This window comes from Streptomyces sp. NPDC039423 (assembly GCF_055598725.1).
The window spans coordinates 11700-30981 of the sequence record NZ_JBVKAH010000014.1 but is presented as its reverse complement, the minus strand read 5'-3'; the positions used below and the strand labels follow the sequence as shown (position 1 = coordinate 30981).

The window sequence follows — 19282 nt, the reverse complement described above, 5'->3', positions numbered from 1 at the left end:
CGGACATGGTCACGAGCCTGTTGGAGCGCCGCGACGGAACACCGTACGAGCAGGTCCCCGACGACCCCTTCCTGGTACCGCTGTTGCTGCTCGCGGGCGAGGCGGACGACGATGACGGCGAGCCGCACATCTGCCGGGGGATCGACTGAGGCGGCGCGACCCATGGGAATGGGGCCCCTGTGGAGGGGCCCCATTCCCATGTGGTGGTTCAGGCGGCGGGCGGCGTCGCGGGGCCGTCGCGGTGGATGACCCGCGACCGGGTCAGGAGCCGGCCGTCGCACCGGACGAGCTCGTCCTCGACGGTGAAGGTCGGCTGGAAGTTCACCTTGCCCTCGCGGTCGGTCTGGGTGACGAGGGTGTAGTACGAGACGCGGAGCAGATCGGCGTCCGCCGGGTCCGTCTCGATGATCAGGTGGCCGAACCAGTGCCGTACGGCGATGTCCCGGTACCGGGGCAGGCTGGCCTTCATGCCGGCGATCATCTCGGCCCGGCCCCGCTGCCGGTGGCCGCCCGCGTGCACCACCTCGCCGTCCTCGGTGAAGGTGTCGGCGAACCCCTCGATGTCGAGGGCGTCCACCCGCCGCATCTGCTGGGCGTAGAACGTCTGCACCTCGGCGTAGAGGTCCCCGGTGACCTGGCTGGGCAGGGTCCCGACCGGCTGAGACATGGATGCTCCCTTCGAGACGGCCGGCCCGGTGGCCGTGCCGATCGCCCCCAGCCTGCCGGTCCGCCCTGCAATGCCGGTGGAGACCGGCTCGTCGGGCCGGACCGGGACCGCGCCGCCCCCGGAGCCGGCTCCGGCCCCCCGCCGGGCCGGCGCGCGGGGCGGGGGGCGCGGGGCGCGGGGCGCGGGGCGCGGGGCGCGGGGCCGTGCGCGTACCGCCGCTCAGGCGGCCCGCTGCTCGTAGCCGGCCAGCCGGACGCAGACGGCCAGGCCCTCGATGGCCTGCTCCAGCTCCGCGAGGCCCGGGTAGCTCGGCGCGATGCGGATGACCGCGTCGCGCGGGTCGTCGCCGTACGGGTGGGTGGCGCCGGCCGGGGTCAGCACGATGCCCGCCTCCGCGGCGCGGCGCACGACCTCCTTGGCGCAGCCGTCCGGCACCTGGAGGGTCACGAAGTAGCCGCCCTTCGGGGAGGTCCAGGTCGCGAGGCCCGTGCCGCCGAGTTCGGCGTCCAGGATGCGCGCCACGGCCTCGAACTTGGGCTGGAGCAGGGCGCGCTGACGCTCCATGTGGGCCCGCACGCCGTCTGCGTCGCGCAGGAACAGCACGTGCCGGAGCTGGTTGACCTTGTCGGGGCCGATGGACCGCTTGGCGTTGTTGGCGAGCAGCCAGCGCACGTTGTCGGGGGACGACCCGAAGAAGGCGACGCCCGCGCCGGCCGCGGTGATCTTCGAGGTGGAGCCGAACACGAACGCCCGGTCCGGGTTCCCCGCGTCCGCGCAGGCCGCGAGCAGGTCGGCGATCTCGACGGGCTCGTCGGTGAGGTGGTGCACCGCGTAGGCGTTGTCCCAGAAGACGCGGAAGTCGGGCGCCGCGGTGGTCATCGAGGCGAGCCGGGCCACCGTGTCGTCGCTGTAGCAGACGCCGTCGGGGTTGCTGTACTTCGGGACGCACCAGATGCCCTTGACGGACGGGTCCTCGGCCACGAGCCGCTCCACGACGTCCATGTCGGGGCCCTGGTCGGTCATGGGCACCGGGATCATGTCGATGCCGAACCGCTCGCAGAGCGCGAAGTGCCGGTCGTAGCCGGGCACGGGGCACAGGAACGCGATCCGCTCCTGCTCCACCCAGCGGGCGCCGGCTCCCGGGAGCACGCTCAGCAGGGCGTGCACCAGGCAGTCGTGCATCAGCTCCAGGCTGGAGTTGCCCGCCGCGAGGAGCTGCGCGGCCGGGACCTGGAGAGCCTCGGAGAAGATCTCCCGCAGCTCCGGCAGTCCGTGCAGGCCGCCGTAGTTGCGCACGTCCGTGCCGTCGGCGGAGGTGTACGTCCCGCCGGGCAGGCCCAGCAGGTCGAGGGAGAGGTCGAGCTGCTCCGGCGCCGGCTTGCCCCGGGTCAGGTCGAGCGAGAGGCCGCGCCCCTTGAGGTCCTGGTAGTCCTGGCGGGCGCGCTCGAGGAGCCCGCCCAGTACGTCGGGGCTCAGCTCGGTGGTCATGGTGTGTGTCCTCTCACAGGTACCGCTCGGGCGGGGGGCGCCTGCCGAGAATACAAACCGGGCGCACCGGGCGGTCCCACGGGCCCGGGGTCCACCGGCCCGTTCGCCCCTTTCCGGGGCTGGGTTCACCTCCGGGGGCGCCTCAGCCGGCGTCGACGGTCGATCGTGCTCGACCCTTCGTTCCTCGGGGCCTCCGCGCGTTCTCCCTTTCGACACCGTCGCGCCCCTTCGGCCGCCCCTCTTCCGGGCTCGGTTCACCTCCGGGGCGCTCAAGCGTGCGCCGACCGGTCGATCGTGCTCGGGTCGCTCGTGCCTCGCGACCCTCCGCGCGTTCTCCCTCTCGGCACCCGCCGCGCCCCTTCGGCTCACTCGCCGGCTCCCTCGGGCGGGTGGTGTCCGGGCGGGTACGGCGCCGGGGGCCGTCCGGGCGGCGGCCCGGCGCCGATCATGGGGCCGTGATCCCGGACCCCCGCCGTACCGCCCGCCGCCGTACCGCCCGCCGGCTGCGGACCCTGCTCGTCCCCGTCGTCGCGGCGCTCGGCCTGCTGGGCCCGCCGGCCCCGCTCCCCGCCTCGGCGGGGCCGCTCCCCCGGCCCCCGGCTCCCCGTCCCCCGACCGCCGCCGAGGTGCGCACCGACGCCCTGCTGCGGCACGCCCGCCGTGATCCCCGGCTGCTGCGCGACTTCTTCCGGCGCCTGCCGAAGGGCGGTGACCTGCATCATCACCTGTGGGGCGCGGTGACGACGGAGTACCTGGTCCGGCTGGCCGGTGACGACGGCCTGTGCGTGGACACCTCGACCATGACGGCGGTGCCGCCGCCCTGCGGGCCGGGTACGCGGCCGGCCGCGGACGCCCGGGCGGACGCGTCCTTCCGTACCGCCCTGGTGCGTGCCTGGTCCATGCAGGACCTGCCGCCGGGGCGGAACGGTCACGACCACTTCTTCGGTACGTTCGGCAGGTTCGCCGAGGTCGCCTCGCGCCACCCCGGAGAGCTGCTGGCCGAGGTGGCGGAGAAGGCGGCCGCCGGGAACCAGTCCTATCTGGAGACGATGGTGACGTCGGTGCCGGGCGCGGCGAGGGAGCTGGCCGACGACGTCGGATGGGACGCCGACCTGAGGCGGCTGTACGGCCGGCTCACCGCCGGCGGCAGGCTGGACGGGCTGGTCGCCGCGGCGCGGAGGGAGGCCGACGACGCCGACGCGGGGTTCCGTACGGCGGCGCGCTGCGGCACCGGGCGGCCCGGTGCCGCGTGCCGGCTGACCGTGCGCCGGATCTCCCAGGTCGCACGGGGCGATTCACCCGTACGGGTCTTCACGCAACTGGCGCTCGCCATGCGGCTGGCCGAACGCGACGCCCGGTTCGTGGCCGTCAACCTGGTCCAGCCGGAGGACGAGGCCGGGGCGCTGGCCCATTACCGCCTGCACATGCGCATGCTCCGGTACCTGCGCGGCGTCCACCCCCGGGCGCACGTCACCCTGCACGCGGGCGAGCTGTGGCCGGGCCTGGCCGGGCCCGAGCACCTGGCCTTCCACATCCGGGAAGCGGTCACGGTGGCGGGCGCCGAGCGGATCGGGCACGGCGTCGGCCTGGTCCACGAGGACGACTGGCGGGCCACCGCCCGGACGATGGCGGCCCGCGAGGTGGCCGTCGAGGTGGCCTTCACCAGCAACGCCCAGATCCTCGGCGTCCGGGGCGACGACCACCCCTTCGCCACCTACCGCGCCCACGGCGTGCCCGTGGTCCTGGCGACCGACGACCCGGGCGTCTCGCGGACCGACCTCGGTCACGAGTACCAGTACGCCGCGACGGCCCACGGCCTGTCGTACCCCGAGCTGAAGGACCTCGCCCGCGCGTCCCTGGAGTACGCGTTCCTCCCCGGCCGCAGCCTCTGGCGGGGCAACCCCACCGCCGGCGGCTACCGCCCCGTACCCGCCTGCGCCGGCCTCCACCCCACCGGCGGCCGCCCCCTCCCCGGGCCCTGCCGGCGGCTGCTGGCCACCAGCCCCAAGGCCGCCGTCCAGTGGCGTCAGGAGGCCGCCTTCGCGGCGTTCGAGCGCACCGCCCGCACCGGCCGGTGAGCGCACCGGCCCCGGCCACCGGGCGAAAGGGCCCGGAAACGACCGAGAGGCCGTACCGGATCACTCCGATACGACCTCCGACTCGCGTTGTCGCAAGTCGGGACGACAGGATTTGAACCTGCGACCCCTTGACCCCCAGGAGTGAGGGTCAGGGGTATTTTCTGGATATAACAGACTTAATCCGGGCGCAAGTTGTGCGTAGAAGCATGCATCGTGCACCACCGCGCGTAGCGTGTGGTCCCCAAGTGGTCCCCAGGATCACCGTCCTAGCGGCGAGGCACGCTCTGGCATCTCTGGTCCCTGCAGGGGGGAGAGGGCGGATTGACCGGCGGACTGTCAGTCTGCGGTCAACCCTCAGTGGACCAGATCGACGTCCCATTCGGCGAAGCCGTGAAGCCGCTCTGCGCGAGCTTGCCGGTGGCCTCATCCCACAGACAGTCTCATCCTGCCGCTTGGCGCCGCTGTGAGCGAGGTGGACTCGTCCGATGCCCCCAGATGCCTGGTCCACTTCAACATGCTGAACTTGACAGAAAACCCGGTCGGCGAGCGCCTCTGGCACGCCCCCCTCACCGCCGCCACCCCCGTCCCCTCATCCGCACAACGCTCCAGTACCTCGACGCCCCGCCCCTCGTCTCCGCCGACCACCCGGACGACATCCTCCACGACGCTGACGGGACCCGGCGAGCCACCCCGCCGACGCCGGTCGTCCTGACCTGGTGCGCGGAACGCGGGCTGCCCCCGCACGTCGAGCGCTTCCTTCGTACGGCCCGCCGAAACGGCCGCCGTCTCCCATGAGCACCACGGGCCGGCTGGGACCAGCACGATCTGCCCGACCGACGGGTTGGCTCTGCTCGGGATCAGGCACGCGGGTGGGTGCCGAATTCCCAGCGCCGCTGCCGGAAGGGGGCGCCCCACGGGACGGGGGTGAAGTCGAGGCGCAGTTGGCGTCCAGTCGGCCGTATGACCCGCAGGTGCAGCGGGGGCTGGTTGTGCCAGCGCTCTTCTGAGGCTTCCGACGGCGCCCCCTACCGGCGTGTATCAGTCCGCCACGGACACGTCTCGCGCGGAAGACGCACTTCTAGGGTGTGCCGTGCTTTGTCAAATCCCGCTGGTGTCAGGGGAGGTGTCGTCTAGCGTCTGGTCTGTCGCAAAGGGATGGAGGCAGTGCTGATGAGCGGGAGCGGCGGGAAACGGAGCCGTCTTTCATCCAAGACGGTTCTCGCCGTGTGGGTGCGCAGTGGAGGCAGGTGCATGCTGTGCAACGCGTACCTACTGGAGGGGGCGATGTCGGGACGGACGCTTCCTTTGGGGGAGGTTGCGCACATTGTCGGGCAGAGCACTGATCCGCGCTCGCCACGCGGCGGGGATCTGCTGGAGAAGGCGTTGCGGGATGAGGCGGACAATCTGATGCTGCTGTGTGCCCAGCAGCATATGGAGATCGATGCGAAGGCCTCGCTGGACGTCTTCACCGTCGAGTGGCTGCGGCGTGTGAAGCAGGAACATGAGGACCGTGTCAGGCACCTGACCGCGCTGGGGCCGGAGAGGGCCACCACGGTGGTGCGGATGGTGGGGTCGGTGCACGGAAATGCGGTCGAGCTGTCGCGGGAGACCGCTGCGGACGCTGTGACGGCAGGCCGCCGGTTTCCTTTGTACCTGGAGTCCTACACCCGGCACGGTGTGGAGATAGACCTGCGGCACACTCCCGGCGAGCAGGCAGCCGCTACCTGGGACGCGGAATCTGCCGCCGAGGCCAGCCGTCACTACTACCGGCACGCGACCAAGGTCATCGATGACGTAGTCCGCAACCGGCTGCGGCCGGGGATAGAGCGGGAATCCGTGCAGCACGTGAGCGTGTTCGGATTCGCGCGTCTGCCATTGCTGGTCTATCTCGGGTCGCTTTTGGACGACACCGTGCCGACAGACATCTACCAACGTCACCGGCACGAGCAGTCCTGGGTGTGGCCGGCCGAGAGCGGCCCGGTCACCGAGTTCGCCGCGCATCCGGTTCAGGCCGGTTCGGGCGGGGACGAGGCTGTCGTCGTGGTGAACGTCTCCGGGATCATCGCCCCTTATGAGGTTCCGCCGGAGCTTTCGGCGCTGCGCCGCTACGAGGTCAGCCCGGTGGGCGCGCAGGCCGGTCCGGACATACTGCGGTGCCGGGCGTCACTGCGGCAGCTGGAGGAAACGCTGCGGATGCTTCTCGCGCGGCTGGAAAGGGAGGCGAAGTCGTTGCGCCGCCTACATGTCCTGCCTGCCGTTCCCCTCGCCGCGGCTGTCGCCCTGGGCCGTACCCACCATCCGCAGGTGCACCCGCAGTTCGTGATCTACGAGCGCCTGGCGGGCAGCTACGTGCCCACCTTGGAGGTGGGGCAGGTCCCCGGCTAACCTGCGCACGGCGGCCCGCCGTGTGGCGCCGTGGAGCGCCTTCTCATCCTGGCTTGGAGGTGTGTAGCCGCGGCAGGGTGTGCGGAGTTCTGCCGGAGCGGCTGGGGGTGCGGCCTGTTGCCGACGCCCGGCAACCTCAGGGCGCTGACGGCCCTGCCGGGCATGCAGGGCCGCTGGTCCAGCGACGCGGGAAGGCTCCCTACGTGGTGTGAGGGACGAAGCGGTACGCCGGGGCTGTCCCGGTGTGGGGCTGAGCGCACAGGTGGGTCCCGGATACGGGGTGGCGTATCTGGGTGCCCAGCAGGGTGACCAGGGTGGCGGTGGTTGCCATCAGGTCGGCGGCGGAGCCGTGGAATGTGGGAGTGGAGCAGCCTCTTGTGGGGCGCAGTTCGTCGTCCGGGGCGGGTTCAGCCCACAGTGCGTGGTACGCCTCGAGGTGCGGGTCGTTAAGGACGTGGCCGCCGGCGGTGTGATCGATGGTGGACAGGGGGGTGTGGGTGCCGGGGGCGGCGATGGTGAGGATTCCCAGACTGGCAGTGAGGCTGTCCGTGGCGAGCTGGGCCAGGACGGCTTTGCGGTGGGGCTGCTGGGCGAGGAGGTCGAGGAAGCGTCCGACGGTGATGCTGACGGTGGCGTCGATGATGAGGTCGGCTTGGTCCGCGGCGGTCAGGAGAGCGGGGGCGGGAGGCGGGGTGGCGATGTCGATACAGATGTCGTCGCGGATGGTGCGCAGGTGTGAGGCCAGAGCTGTCGCCTTGCTCATGCCGATGTGGTGTTCGGTGTAGTTCTGCCGCACCAGCAGGCCGCCGGTGACACGGCCGGGGTCGCTGAGGGTGAGATGTGAGGCGCCAGCCCGGACCACCATCTCGGCGGCCCAGGAGCCGATGCCGCCGCAGCCCCAGATGTGGATGTGACGGTCCTGGAAGGCGCGGACGGGGCGGAGGGTGTCACGGCGGGTGGTGACTTCGGAGCGTTCGTCGGAGAGGTAGCACCATGCGATGGGGGCGTGGGCCAGGTCCTCAGGCAGGCTGCCCAGGCGGCTGGGGGTCGCGCGGCGTGCGAGGCGGCGCAGCGTGTCGCCTGCCTGGGGCGGCAGCCGGCCGGCGAGGAGGAAGGGGGGTGCTGCGGGTGTGGTGGGGTGTCGGACGGCCAGGAGGAAGTGCTGGGCGGTGCCTTCGGGGTTACGCAGGGCGCTGGCAGCAAGTGCGGTCAACAGCGCCGAGGATGCATCGGCCGGTGGCGGGTCGTGGGCAGTGGTGGAATGGGTGAGGGTAAGAAGTTCGGCCAGGGTATTGCCCGCCCCCAGGGGCAGCGTGGCCACGGGCAGGATCGGGGTGCGGTGGCTGGTGGAGGCTGTGGCGGCGCTGGTCAGGTCGAGCCGATCGGTGGTGCGCTGGGTGAGCCAGGCTGTGGCCGACCCGTGGGAGACGGATTCTCGTACGACGACGGTGGGGGTGCCTGGGGTGTGATGCAGGACACCGCCGACGGGGTGGTAGAGCGCGGTGGCGGGGTCGAACCTGCTGGCTGCGGCGTCGGTGAGCCACTGCCACAGCCGGTTGATGACGGAGGCGATTCCGGCGGCGGGGTCCCATTCGCGGGCTGGGTCGAGGTAGAGGCACAGCCGGTTGCCTTGCAGGACGTGGGGGGTGCCGGCGAATCGGATGTGGGTGGTGCGCACCGAGGGTGGGATCATCGGGGTGGCGGGCAGAGTGAGGAGGAAGTCCTCATTTTCCTTGAGCTGCAGTCCTCCTGGAGCATGCAGCATGCCACTGGTGCGGACACTAATGGGGACGGTGACCAGCCCATCAGTGTCGGTTTGCGGGCGGCCGGTGATGCGCAGGTCCGGCTCGTGCGCGGCTGCCAGCGCGGTGAGCTCCTCCAGGAGGCGGCGCTGGGAGGGGTTGGGGCGGGCCGCGGGCGGCTTGCGCTTGGTCATCCGGCACGTCCGGTGCGGGAGGTCGTGGTGATGAGCAGTGGGGTAGCGAACTTGGCCGCCGTGGGGGTGAGGGAAGCGGTGGCACGCGGCTGGTCGGGGAAGGCGTCGCCGAACAACTTGCGCCACAGCCGCACGCTCCGGTCGTAGTCCGGCTCGTCGTAGGCCTCACGGATCTCGCGGGCGTGGGTGTGGATGCGGGCCCGGAAGTAGCTGTAGGTCACCTGATCCCAGCGGTGGTCGAAGGTGACACCCGACCCGGAGGGGTCGGCGATGGAGGGCTTGCAGGGACGCGCCTGCAGCCAGCGGTCGAGGTCCTCGACGATGGTGAGCAGGGTGGTGGGCACGTCGCTGTAGCAGCCGGGGTCCGTGAGCGGCTTGATCTCCTCGACGCGCTCGCCGAGCAGGGTGGTGAGGATGATGGAGCGGGTACCGGTGAAGGAGCCACGGTGGTTGCGCAGGTACTTCATCAGGCGGATGACCTTGCGCAGGTTGTTGTTGGCGATGCCGTCCTTCTTCTGCATCCAGGCGGTGAACCCGGCCGGGTTGGTCTGCTCCCACGTGTTGGCGTCACGGTTGACGATCACCTCGCGGCCGTCGGCCAGCTGAAGGTAGGGGACGATGTCGACGTGCATGGAGTTGGCGTAACTCAACTGTACGCAGCGGCACTTGCGGGTGTGAGGCATGGCGCCGTAGATGCTGTGGCGGTGGAGTGCGGCGTAGACCTTGTCGATGTAGGTCTTGGGGCTGTCGGCCCACTCGGTGTTCTCGGTGAGGTGGAGCATGAAGTCGGCGTCGAACTCGCTGTCGCCGACCGGGTTGATGATGGTGCGCTGCGCCCAGGACCCCTGGGGCTTCTTGCCGCGGATGAGCGGGCCGAGTTCGGGGTCGGCCTTGAGGGCCTGATAGATGGCCTCGACGCGTACGTCGAGGAGGGTGAGCTTGGCCTGGCTGAGGTTCACGGTGTTCTTGAGGAAGGTGTCGAAGTTCTTGCGGCACTCCATGGCGAGGGTTCCTTTCTGCGGCGAGCCGGCTGAGGGCTCGGGGTGACGAAATGGGTTTGGGGCATGCCGACGGGAGACGTGACGGCACAGGGCATGAAGGGATCGGGAAGGTCCGGGAGCTTGCCCATGAGGGGGCGCACGACTGCGGACATGGGTGTGCTTGCGCGAGGGGCCTGGTGTGGGCTCGCGGAGGAGGCCGACCATGGCACTGGGCAGAGGGTCGGCCGATGCGCGGCATCAGCGGATGGCCTTAGGTGACGGCTGGCCATCGAGTGGAGCCGGTGCGGTCCGGTCGACGATGCCGACCATCACGGCCAGGCACGCGTACGCGGTATCGCCCAGGGGGGTGGTCTGACCCGTCAGCCTCACGCCGAGCAGCGGCCACCCGTTACACACAGAGACCGTCACTCTCTGCGGTAACCAGTGCACCACATACAGCGACACTCACGCAAGACACTTTTCGAAGGTCAGTCTGGCTGACATCCCTTCAGCGCGGATTAGACAGCGGCTGGTTCGACTCCCCCGTCTTTAGCCATCTGAGGCGGGAGGGGGAAAGGCAAGACTCCCCAGCAGACGTGGCAGGGCGGCACCGGGAACGCACAAGGGGTGGCAGGAGGTCGAGCCGGCGGCCTGGCCGGGCGGCTTCAGTGAGCGGGGCCGGAGACGATACCGAGGTTCATCAGGCGGTAGGTCATGGCCATCTCGCTCATCTGGAAACGCTTGGCCAAGACCCGCACGAGATCGTCCGTCGTGCGGAAACTGATGTGCTGTGCCGCCCGGCGGACCATGTCCTCCGGGGCCAGCAGTGCCGCAGCGAATCGGTTGGCGTCGATCTCCTCGCGGTCCGTGGCCATGCTCGAGACCGCGTTGCGGTAGTTCACGCGCGCGTCGGTGTCCAGAATCAGCGGGCGTCCTTCGTGCAGGCGCAGGTGCCCCAATTCGTGCGCCACCGTGAAGCGTCGCCGTTCGAAGGAATGCGACTGGTTGACCCCGATGACGCAGGCTCCGTCTTTGCGCAGGAGCATGCCGGAGACATCGTCGTCCATGTGCTGCGGGACGACCAGCACGCCGAGGTGTTCGGCCAGAGCGAAGGGGTCCACCGGTGGGGCGTCGATCCGGAATTCTCGCAGCAGCCCGCGGGCCGCCAGGTCAGCCTTCGCCACCGGCGCTCCTCCTCTTCGAGGCCTGCGCCCACACCGCGGCGACATCGGCGGCATGACGCGCGGCGAGTCCGGACGCTTCGTCCAGGTGGAGCGAGGGAAGCAGGTCGGCAGGATCCGCGTTGACCGCTGCGGCGATCAGGGCAAGCCGGTAAAGAGGCGGGGACTGGGTTCCGGACTCGATGTTCGTGATCGAACCACGCGTCAGCCCCGCCTGACGCCCTACGTACTCCTGCGTCACCCCGGCACGCATCCGCGCCTCACGGATCAACCGGGCAACGGTCTCGTTGAACTCCCGCTCGTCCACATATCCCCCAAGCGCTGCCAGTCTCACTGACAACCTAGTTCCCCGCCCTGCACCCGGCCAGCCCTGGACGGTGACACGCTGACCGAACCGGCCCGCTTCACCTGCTCGCCGAAGGGCAAGGTGTGCCTGGGCATGGCAGGATGCCGCCACTCGACAGAAGGCACACAGTGCCTGGGGTGACGGGAGCACTCTCGATCGCCGACCGGGGCAGGGAGACAGCCATGCGGTGCGCCCATGTACTTCTATCCCGCCGGGTGGCCCTGCGGCGTCCACCTACCGTAGCCAAGAGGGCAAGCCCCACCCCTGGAGAGCCCCCGCTCCCCATCACTCCTACACCTTCCCCATCCCTGCCGCCTTGGCCAGCGCGCACCAAGATCTGGAACACTGACGGACGAGCCCACGCCATGAAGCCGCGCACTGGCCGTCGTCATACCAGGTCAGCATGGGCACCCCAGCTGTACCGCCAGCAGCGAAGAATCTACTGAGCGTCTGCGGGTCTCTTGGCGCGCAGACAAGGGAAATTCGCTGGTCACGGCCTCTCTGACTGGTGTGGTGGTCGTGTGTGGTCGCAGGATGAGGGTGTCGGACCTTCCCGCCTCGTGGAGGTGATCGCCATGCGTACCAGCGTCGGCCGCGGCCGTGTCTACCGTCGCTGTGGTTGCCGGGACACCCAGCGTCACCAGGTCGGTGCCCGCTGTCCACACCTGGTCACCGACAGCACGCACGGGACGTGGGGTTTCGCCGTCGACGTCCCCGCCCCGGGCCACCGTCGGTCGACGGTGCGCCGGGGTGGCTTCGTCAGCCAGGATGCGGCCGAAGAGGCACTGCGGCGGTTCCTCGAGGGTGAGGCCGGCGGGTTCGACGCGGATCCGAACCAGACCGTCGCCGCGTACCTGGACGCGTGGCTGGTGGCGAAGGCGCTGGTACTGAAGCCGACGACGATGGCCCGGTACCGGGACTACGTGCGCAATGATCTCGTCCCCGCGTTCGGCACCCTCAAGCTCGACGAGCTCGCGCACCGGCACATCTCGGCCTTCGTCACCGGCCAGCTCGCCGCCGACCGCGGCCGGACCACCCTCTACAGGTGCCTGGCCACCCTCTCCAGCGCCCTCGGCGACGCCGTCCGCCAGCACCGCCTCCCCCATAACCCGGCCTCTCCCTCGGTCCTGCGCCGGCCTCCGTCCCCGGAGCGGCGGATCTGGACGGCGGAGGAGGCGGCCCGCTTTCTTGTCTACTGCACCAGGCCGACCCGGAGATGGCCGATCTGTTCGAGGTTCTCATCGGCACCGGCATGCGCAAGGGCGAGGCCCTCGGCCTGCACTGGGACGACGTCCACCTCAACGAGGGCGTGCTCTACATCCGCTGCACGCTCTCCGCCGTCGACAACAACCACCTCGTTCTCACGGCACCGAAGACCCGGTCGAGCAGAGGCTGGGTCGCCATCTCCCCCCGCGTCGCCACAGCCCTCCGGCGTCGGGCACGCTCGGCAGCACGGACCCGCGGAGACCCCAACGACCCGTTCGCGGGGCTGGTCTTCTGCCGACCCGACGGCCGCCCGCTCGGGCCGCACCTGGTGCTCGACCGACTCCACCGACTGTCCGAGGAAGCCGGCGTCCCCCGAGTCACCGTCCACGACCTGCGCCACCTCGCCGCCACCATCACCATCACCGCCGGCGTCCCGCTCACCGTGGTCTCCAAGACGCTGCGGCACTCCACCCTGTCGACCACAGCGAACCTCTACGGCCACCTCACCCAACAAGCAGCCCACGCAGCCGTCGACACCATCGACCACGTCCTCAGCGGAGCCCAGCAGACGGCCGACCGTACGGACCGGCCCGCGTGGCTGCGACCACCGCGCGACCACCTCCACCGCCTCCGCGAAGCCCTCGGCCGGCTCCGCTCCCCCGCGCTGCCCTCCTCCAGCGCTGCAGCCAATCAATCCCAGCCCGGACGTGCGACCACACTGCGACCACCACGCCCCCAGACGCACGAAAGGCCGCCCTCTCGATCACGAGAGAACGGCCTCCGACCTGCGTTTCCGCACAGTCGGGACGACAGGATTTGAACCTGCGACCCCTTGACCCCCAGTCAAGTGCGCTACCAAGCTGCGCCACGTCCCGGTGCCCGTCTGACCTGGGGTTTCCCCCGGCCCGGCGTGCACGAGAACAATACCGCACTCCTGCCGGTGATCACGAACCGCTTTGCCCCGGGCCCCGCGCGGGGCCGGTCACACGCCGCCGTCCTCCCGGCGGTGGATCCGCTCCACCAGGGCGGCGGCGTGCGCCTTGATGGTCTCCAGCCCCGGCCGTCCCCACGGCCGGGGCTCGGTGTCGACCACGCAGACGGTGCCGAGGGCCGTGCCCGTACGGTCGATGAGGGGCGCGCCCAGGTAGGAGCGGATGCCGATCTCGTCGACGACCGGGTTGCCGGCGAACCGCGGGTAGTCGCGGACGTCCTCCAGGACGAGGGCCTTGCGGCGGACGACGACGTGCGGGCAGTAGCCGTGGTCGCGGGCCATGTACCGGCCGACGCCGCCGGCGGCCGTCGTGCCGCCGGGCCACCGGGCGGCACGGGTGACGTCCGGGGCGCGGGTGGCGTCGGGGGTGTGCAGGCCCGCGAAGAACTGCTGGTGCTCGTCGATGAAGTTGACCATGGCGTACGGCGCGCCGGTCACCTCGGCGAGCTCCTCGGCGAAGGCGTCGAAGTCGGGGTCGGGGTGCTGTCCGATGCCGAGCGTCCGGAGCCGCTGGACGCGCAGCGGGGCCTCGCGGTCGACGGGGGTGAGCAGCAGGTGGCCGGTCGGGTCGTACGTCATGTCGGTGCTCCGTGGCTGGGCGTCGGCGCGGGGGCCGGATGGGAGTCCAGCAGGTGCTGGACGAGGCTGACCAGGGTCTGGATGCCGGAGCTGGCGATCCGGGCGTCGCACAGGACGACCGGGACCTCCGGCGCGAGGTCGATCGCCGCCCGTACCTCGTCCGGTCCGTACCGGTGGGAGCCGTCGAACTCGTTGACGGCGACAAGGAAGCGGATACCGCGCCGTTCGAAGAAGTCCACCGCCGGGAAGGAGGCGTCCAGGCGCCGGGTGTCGGCGAGGACGACCGCCCCGAGGGCGCCCTCGGACAGTTCGTCCCACATGAACCAGAAGCGCTCCTGCCCGGGCGTGCCGAAGAGGTAGAGCACGTGCCGGCCGTCGAGGCTGATGCGGCCGAAGTCCATGGCGACCGTGGTCGTGGTCTTGCGTTCCACGCCTTCGAGGCTGTCGGTCGCGGCGCTCACCGTGGTGAGGATCTCCTCCGTGCTCAGTGGCGGGATCTCGCTGACCGCTCCGACGAAGGTGGTCTTGCCGACGCCGAAGCCGCCCGCGACGAGGATCTTCAGCGCGGTGGGGAAGGCGTCGTGGTCGTCGTGGGTCCCGGGACGCTGCCCGGGCCGGCGCTCAGAGCCGTCGTCGTAGGCCATCGAGCACTGCCTCCAGCAGGGAACGGTCGGTGGGGGTGTCGTGGAGGCGGGGCGCCCGGGCGGTCAGCGCCCCGCAGTCGACGAGATCGCAGAGCAGCACTTTCGTCACCACCGCGGGCAGCCGTAAGTGCGCCGCGACCTCGGCCACCGAGGTCGGCCCGGCACACAGGCCGAGGGCCGTGCGGTGCTCGGGGCCGAGGTGCGGCTGGGGTGCCGTTCCGGTGGCCATCACCAGGGAGAGCAGGTCCAGTGCCGCGGTGGGCCGGGTGCGGCCGCCGCTCACCGTGTACGGCCGGACCAGCCGGCCGGCCGCGTCGTCGAGCCAGGGCCCGTCCTGTCGGCGCGGCACGGGTCAGCGCCCCGGGCCGCCCGGGGCCGCCGCTTGTCTGGCCGGCGTGACCAGGTAGGGCCGCACGCTCTTGACCAGCATCGTCATCTCGTAGCCGAGGACCGCGGCATCCGTTTCGCGTCCGGCGAGCACCGCCAGGCAGGTGCCGGATCCGGCGGTGGAGACGAACAGCAGGGTGGAGTCGAGCTCGACGACCACCTGCCGGACCTCGCCGTCGTCGCCGAAGCGGCTGCCGGCGCTGCGGCCGAGGGAGTACAGGCCGGAGGCCAGGGCCGCCATGTGGTCGGCGCTGTCGGGGTCGAGGCCGTGCACCGATTTCACCAGGCCGTCCGAGGAGAGCAGGACCGCGCTGCGGGTGTACGGCACCCGCTGGACCAGGCCGCCGAGCAGCCAGTCGAGATCCGGTGACTGGCCGGTCCGCACATCGCTCGCCATGGTGCATCTACTCCTTGTGCGCTTCGTCGTGGGGTTGCGGTTCCGGGGGCCCGGGGTGTCCGGGGTGGGCGGGACGGTGGGGATCCTCGATGGTGGGCATGGCCTCGGCCAGGCCGATGCCGCGCCGGAAGGCCGCCATGAGTCCCGGGTCGTGCAGGGTGTCGTCACCGGTGGCGCGGGGGGCGGGGGCGTCCCGGAGCTGGGGTGCGAGGTGCTCCTGCGCCCGCCGCCTGGGCAGTTGCGGGCGGTCGGGGGCCTCGGCGGGTCCAGAGGGACCGGGGTGACCGGCGGGGCCGGGGAGACCGGCGGGGCCCGGGAGACCGGCGGGGCCCGGGTGACCGGCGGGGCCGGCCGGGCCGGGTACCGCCGTTGCGGGGCCGGGCCGGCCGGGCCGTTCGCCGCGTACGGGCAAGGGGGCGTGGCCGCCGTGCCGGGGCGGGGCCGTCGGCGGGACGGGGGCCGCGTGGGCCGACTCGTGGTGTGCGGGCCCCGGGGCCGGCACCGCGCCGGGCACGCCTCCCGGGACGCCACCGGGTTCGGCGCCGGGCAGCTCGTCGGGCTCGCCGCCGAGGAGGGCATGCGGCAGGACCAGCACGGCCTGGACGCCGCCGTAGATGTTCGACTGGAGCCGTACGGCGATGCCGTGCCGGCGGGCGAGCGCCGCGACGACGAACAGCCCGATCCGGCCGTCCTGGAGCAGGTGCGCCACGTTCACCTGATCGGGGTCGGTGAGCAGGGCGTTCATCCGGTTCTGCTCGACGACGGACATGCCCAGGCCCCGGTCCTCGACCTCGATGGCGAGTCCGGCCGTCACGTACTGGGCCCGCAGCAGGACCGGGGTGTGCGGGGCGGAGAACAGGGTGGCGTTCTCGACCAGTTCGGCGAGCAGGTGAATGACGTCGGCGACCGCGTGCCCGCGCAGGGTGCCGTCGACGGGCGGCACCAGCTTGACCCGCGGGTAGTGCTCGACCTCCGCGATGGCGGAACGGAGCACCTCGGTCATGGTGACCGGGTGGGACCACTGGCGGCGGGAGACGGCCCCGCCGAGGACGGCGAGGTTCTCGGCGTGCCGGCGGATCCGGGTGGCCAGGTGGTCGATGTGAAAGAGGCCCTTGAGCAGCTCGGGGTCCTCGACCTCGTTCTCCAGCTCGTCCAGGAGCTGGATCTCGCGGTGGACGAGGGACTGGAGGCGCCGGGCGAGGTTGACGAAGACCTCGACCTTCTGTTCGTCGCCGACGCTGCTGGACAGCCGGGACGCCTGGACGACGGTCGCCATCGCCACCTCGTGGGCGCGGCCCAGTTCGTCCGTCAGCAGGTCCCACTCGTCCCCGCCGGCGGGGGGCGCCGTCGGGCCCTGCCGGGCGGGTGGGCGTTCCCCCCGGCGGAGCAGTTCGACCAGGGCGCGCAGCTCGTTCTGGCCGCGTGCGCTGCGCCGGCGCAGGGCGTCGCACCGGTCGAGCACGGCCGTGGCCGCGCGGTGGGCGCCCAGCAGGGCGGTGGCGACGGCCGCCACGGCGAGGGCCGCCGAGGCGGAGAGGGCGGCCCACAGGGCGGGGGTGAGGGGAGCCCCGGTGGAGCGGATGGTGAAGAGCACGGCGGCCGCCCCGCCGAGGGCCACCGCCACCGGTGGCAGGACGGCGGCCCGCACGAGCCGGGGGCGCAGCCGGGTCTCGGGCGAGCCGGAGGAGGGGCGCGGCCTCCCCGTGCAGGACAGGGAGCGGCCGCCTGGCCGGCCGTGCCGCCCGCCTTCTCGGCGGTCCGGCCGCACGGCGGGCGGGCGAAGTGGAGACATGGCGTCCTCGGTACGTGGGGCCCAGGAACAGGATTCGGCAAGGTGGGGATGCGCGGATGTGGCGTGGTGACGCTTGGGCGTGCGGGCGGTCGTCGGGATCCGGTGTCGTGGGGGCGCCGTGCGCCCCATGCGCCCACCGTTGCTCACCGGCCACACACAGTAGTCGTCCATCGGTCGGGTGTGGTGCGCGGTTGATGAACTTGCCCACCCGGCGTCCCGCTCCGGTATGAGCCCTCGCACGGCCGCCCGATAAGCCGCCCGGGCCGGCACGCCGCCGCTGCCGGTGTCGCGTACGGTGACGACGACGGGGTCGACCGACACCCGTCCGGGGGGCGGTGGTTCATGGATGTGCGGGGACGGGCGCGGGAGTGGCGGGTCCGGGGGGAGGCGCTGGGCGCGGCCAACCCCCTGCTCGTGGACATCGGCATCGCGCTGCTGGTGCAGGCGGCGATGACCATGCCGTTCGTGGTGCCCCGGCCGCCCGGCCTCGAACCGGCGACCTGGCCGGCGTACGCGCTGTCGACGCTGACCGTCGTCCCGCTCGTATGGCGCCGGCGCGCTCCGCTGGCGGTCCTGTGCGCGATCCTGGCGGCCGGCGCGCTGTACCGGCTGGCGCTGGACGGGCCGGGGCAGCCCCTGCCGTACACCGGGCTCGTCATCGTCTACACGATCGCCGCGCTGTGCCCGGCGTGGCAGCGGCTGGCCGCCGGGGCGCTGCTGCTGGTCGCCGTGCCGGTGTCGGTGTGGCTGAACACGCGCTCGGCCCGTGAACTGACCTTCTCCCTCTTCGTGTTCGCGGCGGCGTACGTGTTCGGACGGCTGACGGACGCCAGGCAGCGGGCGAACCGGATCGAGGCCGAGCAGGCCGCCGCCCGCGAACGGGCCCGGATCGCCCGGGAGATGCACGACGTCCTGTCCCACGCGGTGAGCCTGATGGTCGTGCAGGCGGAGGCGGGTCCGGTGGCGGTGCGCACGGCGCCGGAGCGCGCGGAGGCCGCCTTCGACGCGATCTCCGAGGCGGGCCGGGACGCGATGGCGCAACTGCGCGGCATGCTGGGCGTCCTCCGCGAGGCCGGTGAGCCGGGCGGCGCCCCGCGCGCACCGCAACCCGGCCTGGCCGGCCTGCCCGCGCTGCTGGACCGGGTACGGGCCGGCGGGCTCGACGTCCGGTACGGGACGACCGGGCGGGTGCGGCCGCTGCCCGGCGCCACCGGGACGACCCTCTTCCGTGTCGTCCAGGAAGCGCTCACGAACGTGGTCAGGCACGCGGACGCCCGCACCGTGCGGGTGCGGCTGGCCTATGGGGAGGACGACGTGGAGGTCCGGGTGACGGACGACGGACGCGGTCCACGGGCCGGGTCCGCCGGTGGACACGGGCTGGTCGGGCTGCGGGAGCGGGCCGCCGCGCACGGCGGTACGGCGGTCACCGGGCCGGGCCCGGGCGGCCGGGGCTTCGAGGTGCGGGTGCGGGTCCCCGTACCGTGCGCGGCGGAGGTGACGCGGTGACGATCCGGGTGGTGGTGGCCGACGACCAGGAACTGGTGCGCAGCGGCTTCGCGATGATCCTGGACGTCCAGCCGGACATCGAGGTGGTCGCGGAGGCGGCGGACGGCGCGGAGGCGGTGGAGGCGGTACGGCGGCACGCGCCGGACGTGGCGCTGCTGGACATCCGGATGCCGGGCACGGACGGGATCGAGGCGTGCCGTGCGATCAGCGCCTCCGGTGCCTGCCGGACGGTGATGCTGACGACCTTCGACACCGACGAGTACGTGTACGAGGCGCTGCACGCGGGCGCGAGCGGGTTCCTGCTGAAGGACGTGCGCCGGGACGATCTCGTGCACGCGGTACGGGTGGTCGCGGCGGGAGACTCGCTGCTCGCGCCGCCGGTGGCCCGGCGCCTGGTGGAGCAGTACACCCGCCCGGCGGCGGCCCGGCGGCGGCCGGACCCGCGCCTGGAGGTGCTGACCGGCCGGGAGCGGGAGACGCTGCTGCTGCTCGCGCGAGGGCTGTCGAACGCGGAGATCGCCGCCGAGCTGGTGGTCAGCGACCACACGGTGAAGACGCACGTGGGACATGTGCTCGCCAAGCTCGGGCTGCGGGACCGGATCCAGGCGGTGATCTGCGCGTACGAGACGGGGCTGGTCGTGGCCGGGGATCCCCCGCACGGGGGAGCACCCGGCTGCGGCCCCTCCCCCGTGCCGGTGAGGAACTGACCGGGGAAGACC

The 19282-nt window shown here is 72.0% G+C and carries 17 protein-coding genes, 1 tRNA gene and 1 pseudogene; 7 read left to right on the top strand and 12 right to left on the bottom strand.

The genetic code is table 11. The features are described from left to right. Positions 1–5 precede the first annotated feature (5 nt). Complete coding sequence (locus ACZ7LK_RS30650) at positions 6–149, top strand: hypothetical protein (RefSeq protein WP_392277450.1); 144 nt, start codon at positions 6–8, stop codon at positions 147–149. A gap of 59 nt (positions 150–208) precedes the next feature. Here the strand turns inward: ACZ7LK_RS30650 and ACZ7LK_RS30645 are convergent, their stop codons facing one another. Next, positions 209–667 (bottom strand): nuclear transport factor 2 family protein, encoded by a 459-nt coding sequence (locus ACZ7LK_RS30645; RefSeq protein ID WP_471144510.1) that lies wholly within the window; start codon positions 665–667, stop codon positions 209–211. A gap of 219 nt (positions 668–886) precedes the next feature. Beyond that, positions 887–2155, bottom strand: a complete 1269-nt coding sequence (locus ACZ7LK_RS30640; RefSeq protein WP_471144509.1) for an aspartate aminotransferase type Ic — start codon at positions 2153–2155, stop codon at positions 887–889. Between the two features lie 455 nt (positions 2156–2610). On the opposite strand from ACZ7LK_RS30640, the gene ACZ7LK_RS30635 reads away from it, so the two are divergent. Both ACZ7LK_RS30635 and ACZ7LK_RS30630 read left to right on the top strand, forming a co-directional pair. After that, positions 2611–4233: an adenosine deaminase family protein gene (locus tag ACZ7LK_RS30635; RefSeq protein WP_471144508.1), complete on the top strand. Its 1623-nt coding sequence runs from the start codon at positions 2611–2613 to the stop codon at positions 4231–4233. A gap of 1251 nt (positions 4234–5484) precedes the next feature. After that, positions 5485–6618, top strand: a complete 1134-nt coding sequence (locus ACZ7LK_RS30630; protein WP_471144507.1) for an SAVED domain-containing protein — start codon at positions 5485–5487, stop codon at positions 6616–6618. 199 nt (positions 6619–6817) lie between these two features. Here ACZ7LK_RS30630 and ACZ7LK_RS30625 read toward each other — a convergent pair whose 3' ends face one another. The 4 genes from ACZ7LK_RS30625 to ACZ7LK_RS30610 form a co-directional block, all read right to left on the bottom strand. Beyond that, on the bottom strand, positions 6818–8554 hold the full coding sequence (locus tag ACZ7LK_RS30625; RefSeq protein WP_471144506.1) for a ThiF family adenylyltransferase: 1737 nt from the start codon (positions 8552–8554) through the stop codon (positions 6818–6820). Further along, complete coding sequence (locus tag ACZ7LK_RS30620) at positions 8551–9555, bottom strand: SMODS domain-containing nucleotidyltransferase (protein ID WP_471144505.1); 1005 nt, start codon at positions 9553–9555, stop codon at positions 8551–8553. The genes ACZ7LK_RS30625 and ACZ7LK_RS30620 overlap by 4 nt, the downstream gene beginning before the upstream one ends. 644 nt (positions 9556–10199) lie before the next feature. Next, positions 10200–10718, bottom strand: coding sequence for an ImmA/IrrE family metallo-endopeptidase (locus ACZ7LK_RS30615; protein ID WP_471144504.1), 519 nt, complete (start codon positions 10716–10718; stop codon positions 10200–10202). After that, the gene (locus ACZ7LK_RS30610; protein WP_037916176.1) at positions 10705–11022 is read right to left on the bottom strand and encodes a helix-turn-helix domain-containing protein; all 318 of its coding nucleotides are present in this window, start codon (positions 11020–11022) and stop codon (positions 10705–10707) included. Before ACZ7LK_RS30610 ends, ACZ7LK_RS30615 begins: the two co-directional genes overlap by 14 nt. 614 nt (positions 11023–11636) lie before the next feature. Between ACZ7LK_RS30610 and ACZ7LK_RS30605 the strand changes: the two are divergent. Together ACZ7LK_RS30605 and ACZ7LK_RS30600 are read left to right on the top strand one after the other, a co-directional pair. Then, a pseudogene (locus ACZ7LK_RS30605) lies at positions 11637–12002 on the top strand (hypothetical protein); the annotation flags it as partial. Between the two features lie 275 nt (positions 12003–12277). Continuing rightward, positions 12278–13087, top strand: a complete 810-nt coding sequence (locus tag ACZ7LK_RS30600) for a site-specific integrase (protein WP_471144503.1) — start codon at positions 12278–12280, stop codon at positions 13085–13087. Here the strand turns inward: ACZ7LK_RS30600 and ACZ7LK_RS30595 are convergent. The 6 genes from ACZ7LK_RS30595 to ACZ7LK_RS30570 all read right to left on the bottom strand — a co-directional run bounded on the left by ACZ7LK_RS30595 (position 13069) and on the right by ACZ7LK_RS30570 (position 17057). After that, positions 13069–13142: transfer RNA gene (locus ACZ7LK_RS30595), tRNA-Pro, on the bottom strand. The two genes, ACZ7LK_RS30600 and ACZ7LK_RS30595, sit on opposite strands and share 19 nt — an antisense overlap. 107 nt (positions 13143–13249) lie before the next feature. Then, a complete protein-coding gene (locus ACZ7LK_RS30590) occupies positions 13250–13837 on the bottom strand; it encodes a GAF domain-containing protein (protein WP_471144502.1) in 588 nt (195 codons plus the stop codon). Next, the gene (locus tag ACZ7LK_RS30585; RefSeq protein WP_392277445.1) at positions 13834–14481 is read right to left on the bottom strand and encodes a GTP-binding protein; all 648 of its coding nucleotides are present in this window, start codon (positions 14479–14481) and stop codon (positions 13834–13836) included. Before ACZ7LK_RS30585 ends, ACZ7LK_RS30590 begins: the two co-directional genes overlap by 4 nt. After that, positions 14459–14830, bottom strand: a complete 372-nt coding sequence (locus tag ACZ7LK_RS30580; RefSeq protein ID WP_392277444.1) for a DUF742 domain-containing protein — start codon at positions 14828–14830, stop codon at positions 14459–14461. The genes ACZ7LK_RS30585 and ACZ7LK_RS30580 overlap by 23 nt, the downstream gene beginning before the upstream one ends. 3 nt (positions 14831–14833) lie before the next feature. After that, positions 14834–15265 carry a roadblock/LC7 domain-containing protein gene (locus tag ACZ7LK_RS30575; protein WP_392277443.1) on the bottom strand — a complete coding sequence of 144 codons (432 nt, stop codon included), beginning with the start codon at positions 15263–15265 and terminating at the stop codon, positions 14834–14836. A 7-nt stretch (positions 15266–15272) separates the two neighbouring features. After that, positions 15273–17057, bottom strand: coding sequence for an ATP-binding protein (locus ACZ7LK_RS30570; RefSeq protein WP_471144501.1), 1785 nt, complete (start codon positions 17055–17057; stop codon positions 15273–15275). A 342-nt stretch (positions 17058–17399) separates the two neighbouring features. Here ACZ7LK_RS30570 and ACZ7LK_RS30565 point away from each other — a divergent pair, with 342 nt between their 5' ends. Both ACZ7LK_RS30565 and ACZ7LK_RS30560 read left to right on the top strand, forming a co-directional pair. Beyond that, positions 17400–18563, top strand: coding sequence for a sensor histidine kinase (locus ACZ7LK_RS30565; RefSeq protein ID WP_392277441.1), 1164 nt, complete (start codon positions 17400–17402; stop codon positions 18561–18563). Next, positions 18560–19270 carry a response regulator gene (locus tag ACZ7LK_RS30560; RefSeq protein ID WP_469463960.1) on the top strand — a complete coding sequence of 237 codons (711 nt, stop codon included), beginning with the start codon at positions 18560–18562 and terminating at the stop codon, positions 19268–19270. The genes ACZ7LK_RS30565 and ACZ7LK_RS30560 overlap by 4 nt, the downstream gene beginning before the upstream one ends. Positions 19271–19282: the final 12 nt, after the last annotated feature.

Coding starts and splice junctions, on each gene's coding strand:
- ACZ7LK_RS30585 (WP_392277445.1), bottom strand. CDS start 14,481: ATGGCCTACGACGACGGCTCTGAGCGCCGGCCCGGGCAGCGTCCCGGG.
- ACZ7LK_RS30590 (WP_471144502.1), bottom strand. CDS start 13,837: ATGACGTACGACCCGACCGGCCACCTGCTGCTCACCCCCGTCGACCGC.
- ACZ7LK_RS30645 (WP_471144510.1), bottom strand. CDS start 667: ATGTCTCAGCCGGTCGGGACCCTGCCCAGCCAGGTCACCGGGGACCTC.
- ACZ7LK_RS30570 (WP_471144501.1), bottom strand. CDS start 17,057: ATGTCTCCACTTCGCCCGCCCGCCGTGCGGCCGGACCGCCGAGAAGGC.
- ACZ7LK_RS30630 (WP_471144507.1), top strand. CDS start 5,485: ATGCTGTGCAACGCGTACCTACTGGAGGGGGCGATGTCGGGACGGACG.
- ACZ7LK_RS30565 (WP_392277441.1), top strand. CDS start 17,400: ATGGATGTGCGGGGACGGGCGCGGGAGTGGCGGGTCCGGGGGGAGGCG.
- ACZ7LK_RS30620 (WP_471144505.1), bottom strand. CDS start 9,555: ATGGAGTGCCGCAAGAACTTCGACACCTTCCTCAAGAACACCGTGAAC.
- ACZ7LK_RS30640 (WP_471144509.1), bottom strand. CDS start 2,155: ATGACCACCGAGCTGAGCCCCGACGTACTGGGCGGGCTCCTCGAGCGC.
- ACZ7LK_RS30600 (WP_471144503.1), top strand. CDS start 12,278: ATGGCCGATCTGTTCGAGGTTCTCATCGGCACCGGCATGCGCAAGGGC.
- ACZ7LK_RS30575 (WP_392277443.1), bottom strand. CDS start 15,265: ATGGCGAGCGATGTGCGGACCGGCCAGTCACCGGATCTCGACTGGCTG.
- ACZ7LK_RS30625 (WP_471144506.1), bottom strand. CDS start 8,554: ATGACCAAGCGCAAGCCGCCCGCGGCCCGCCCCAACCCCTCCCAGCGC.
- ACZ7LK_RS30650 (WP_392277450.1), top strand. CDS start 6: ATGGTCACGAGCCTGTTGGAGCGCCGCGACGGAACACCGTACGAGCAG.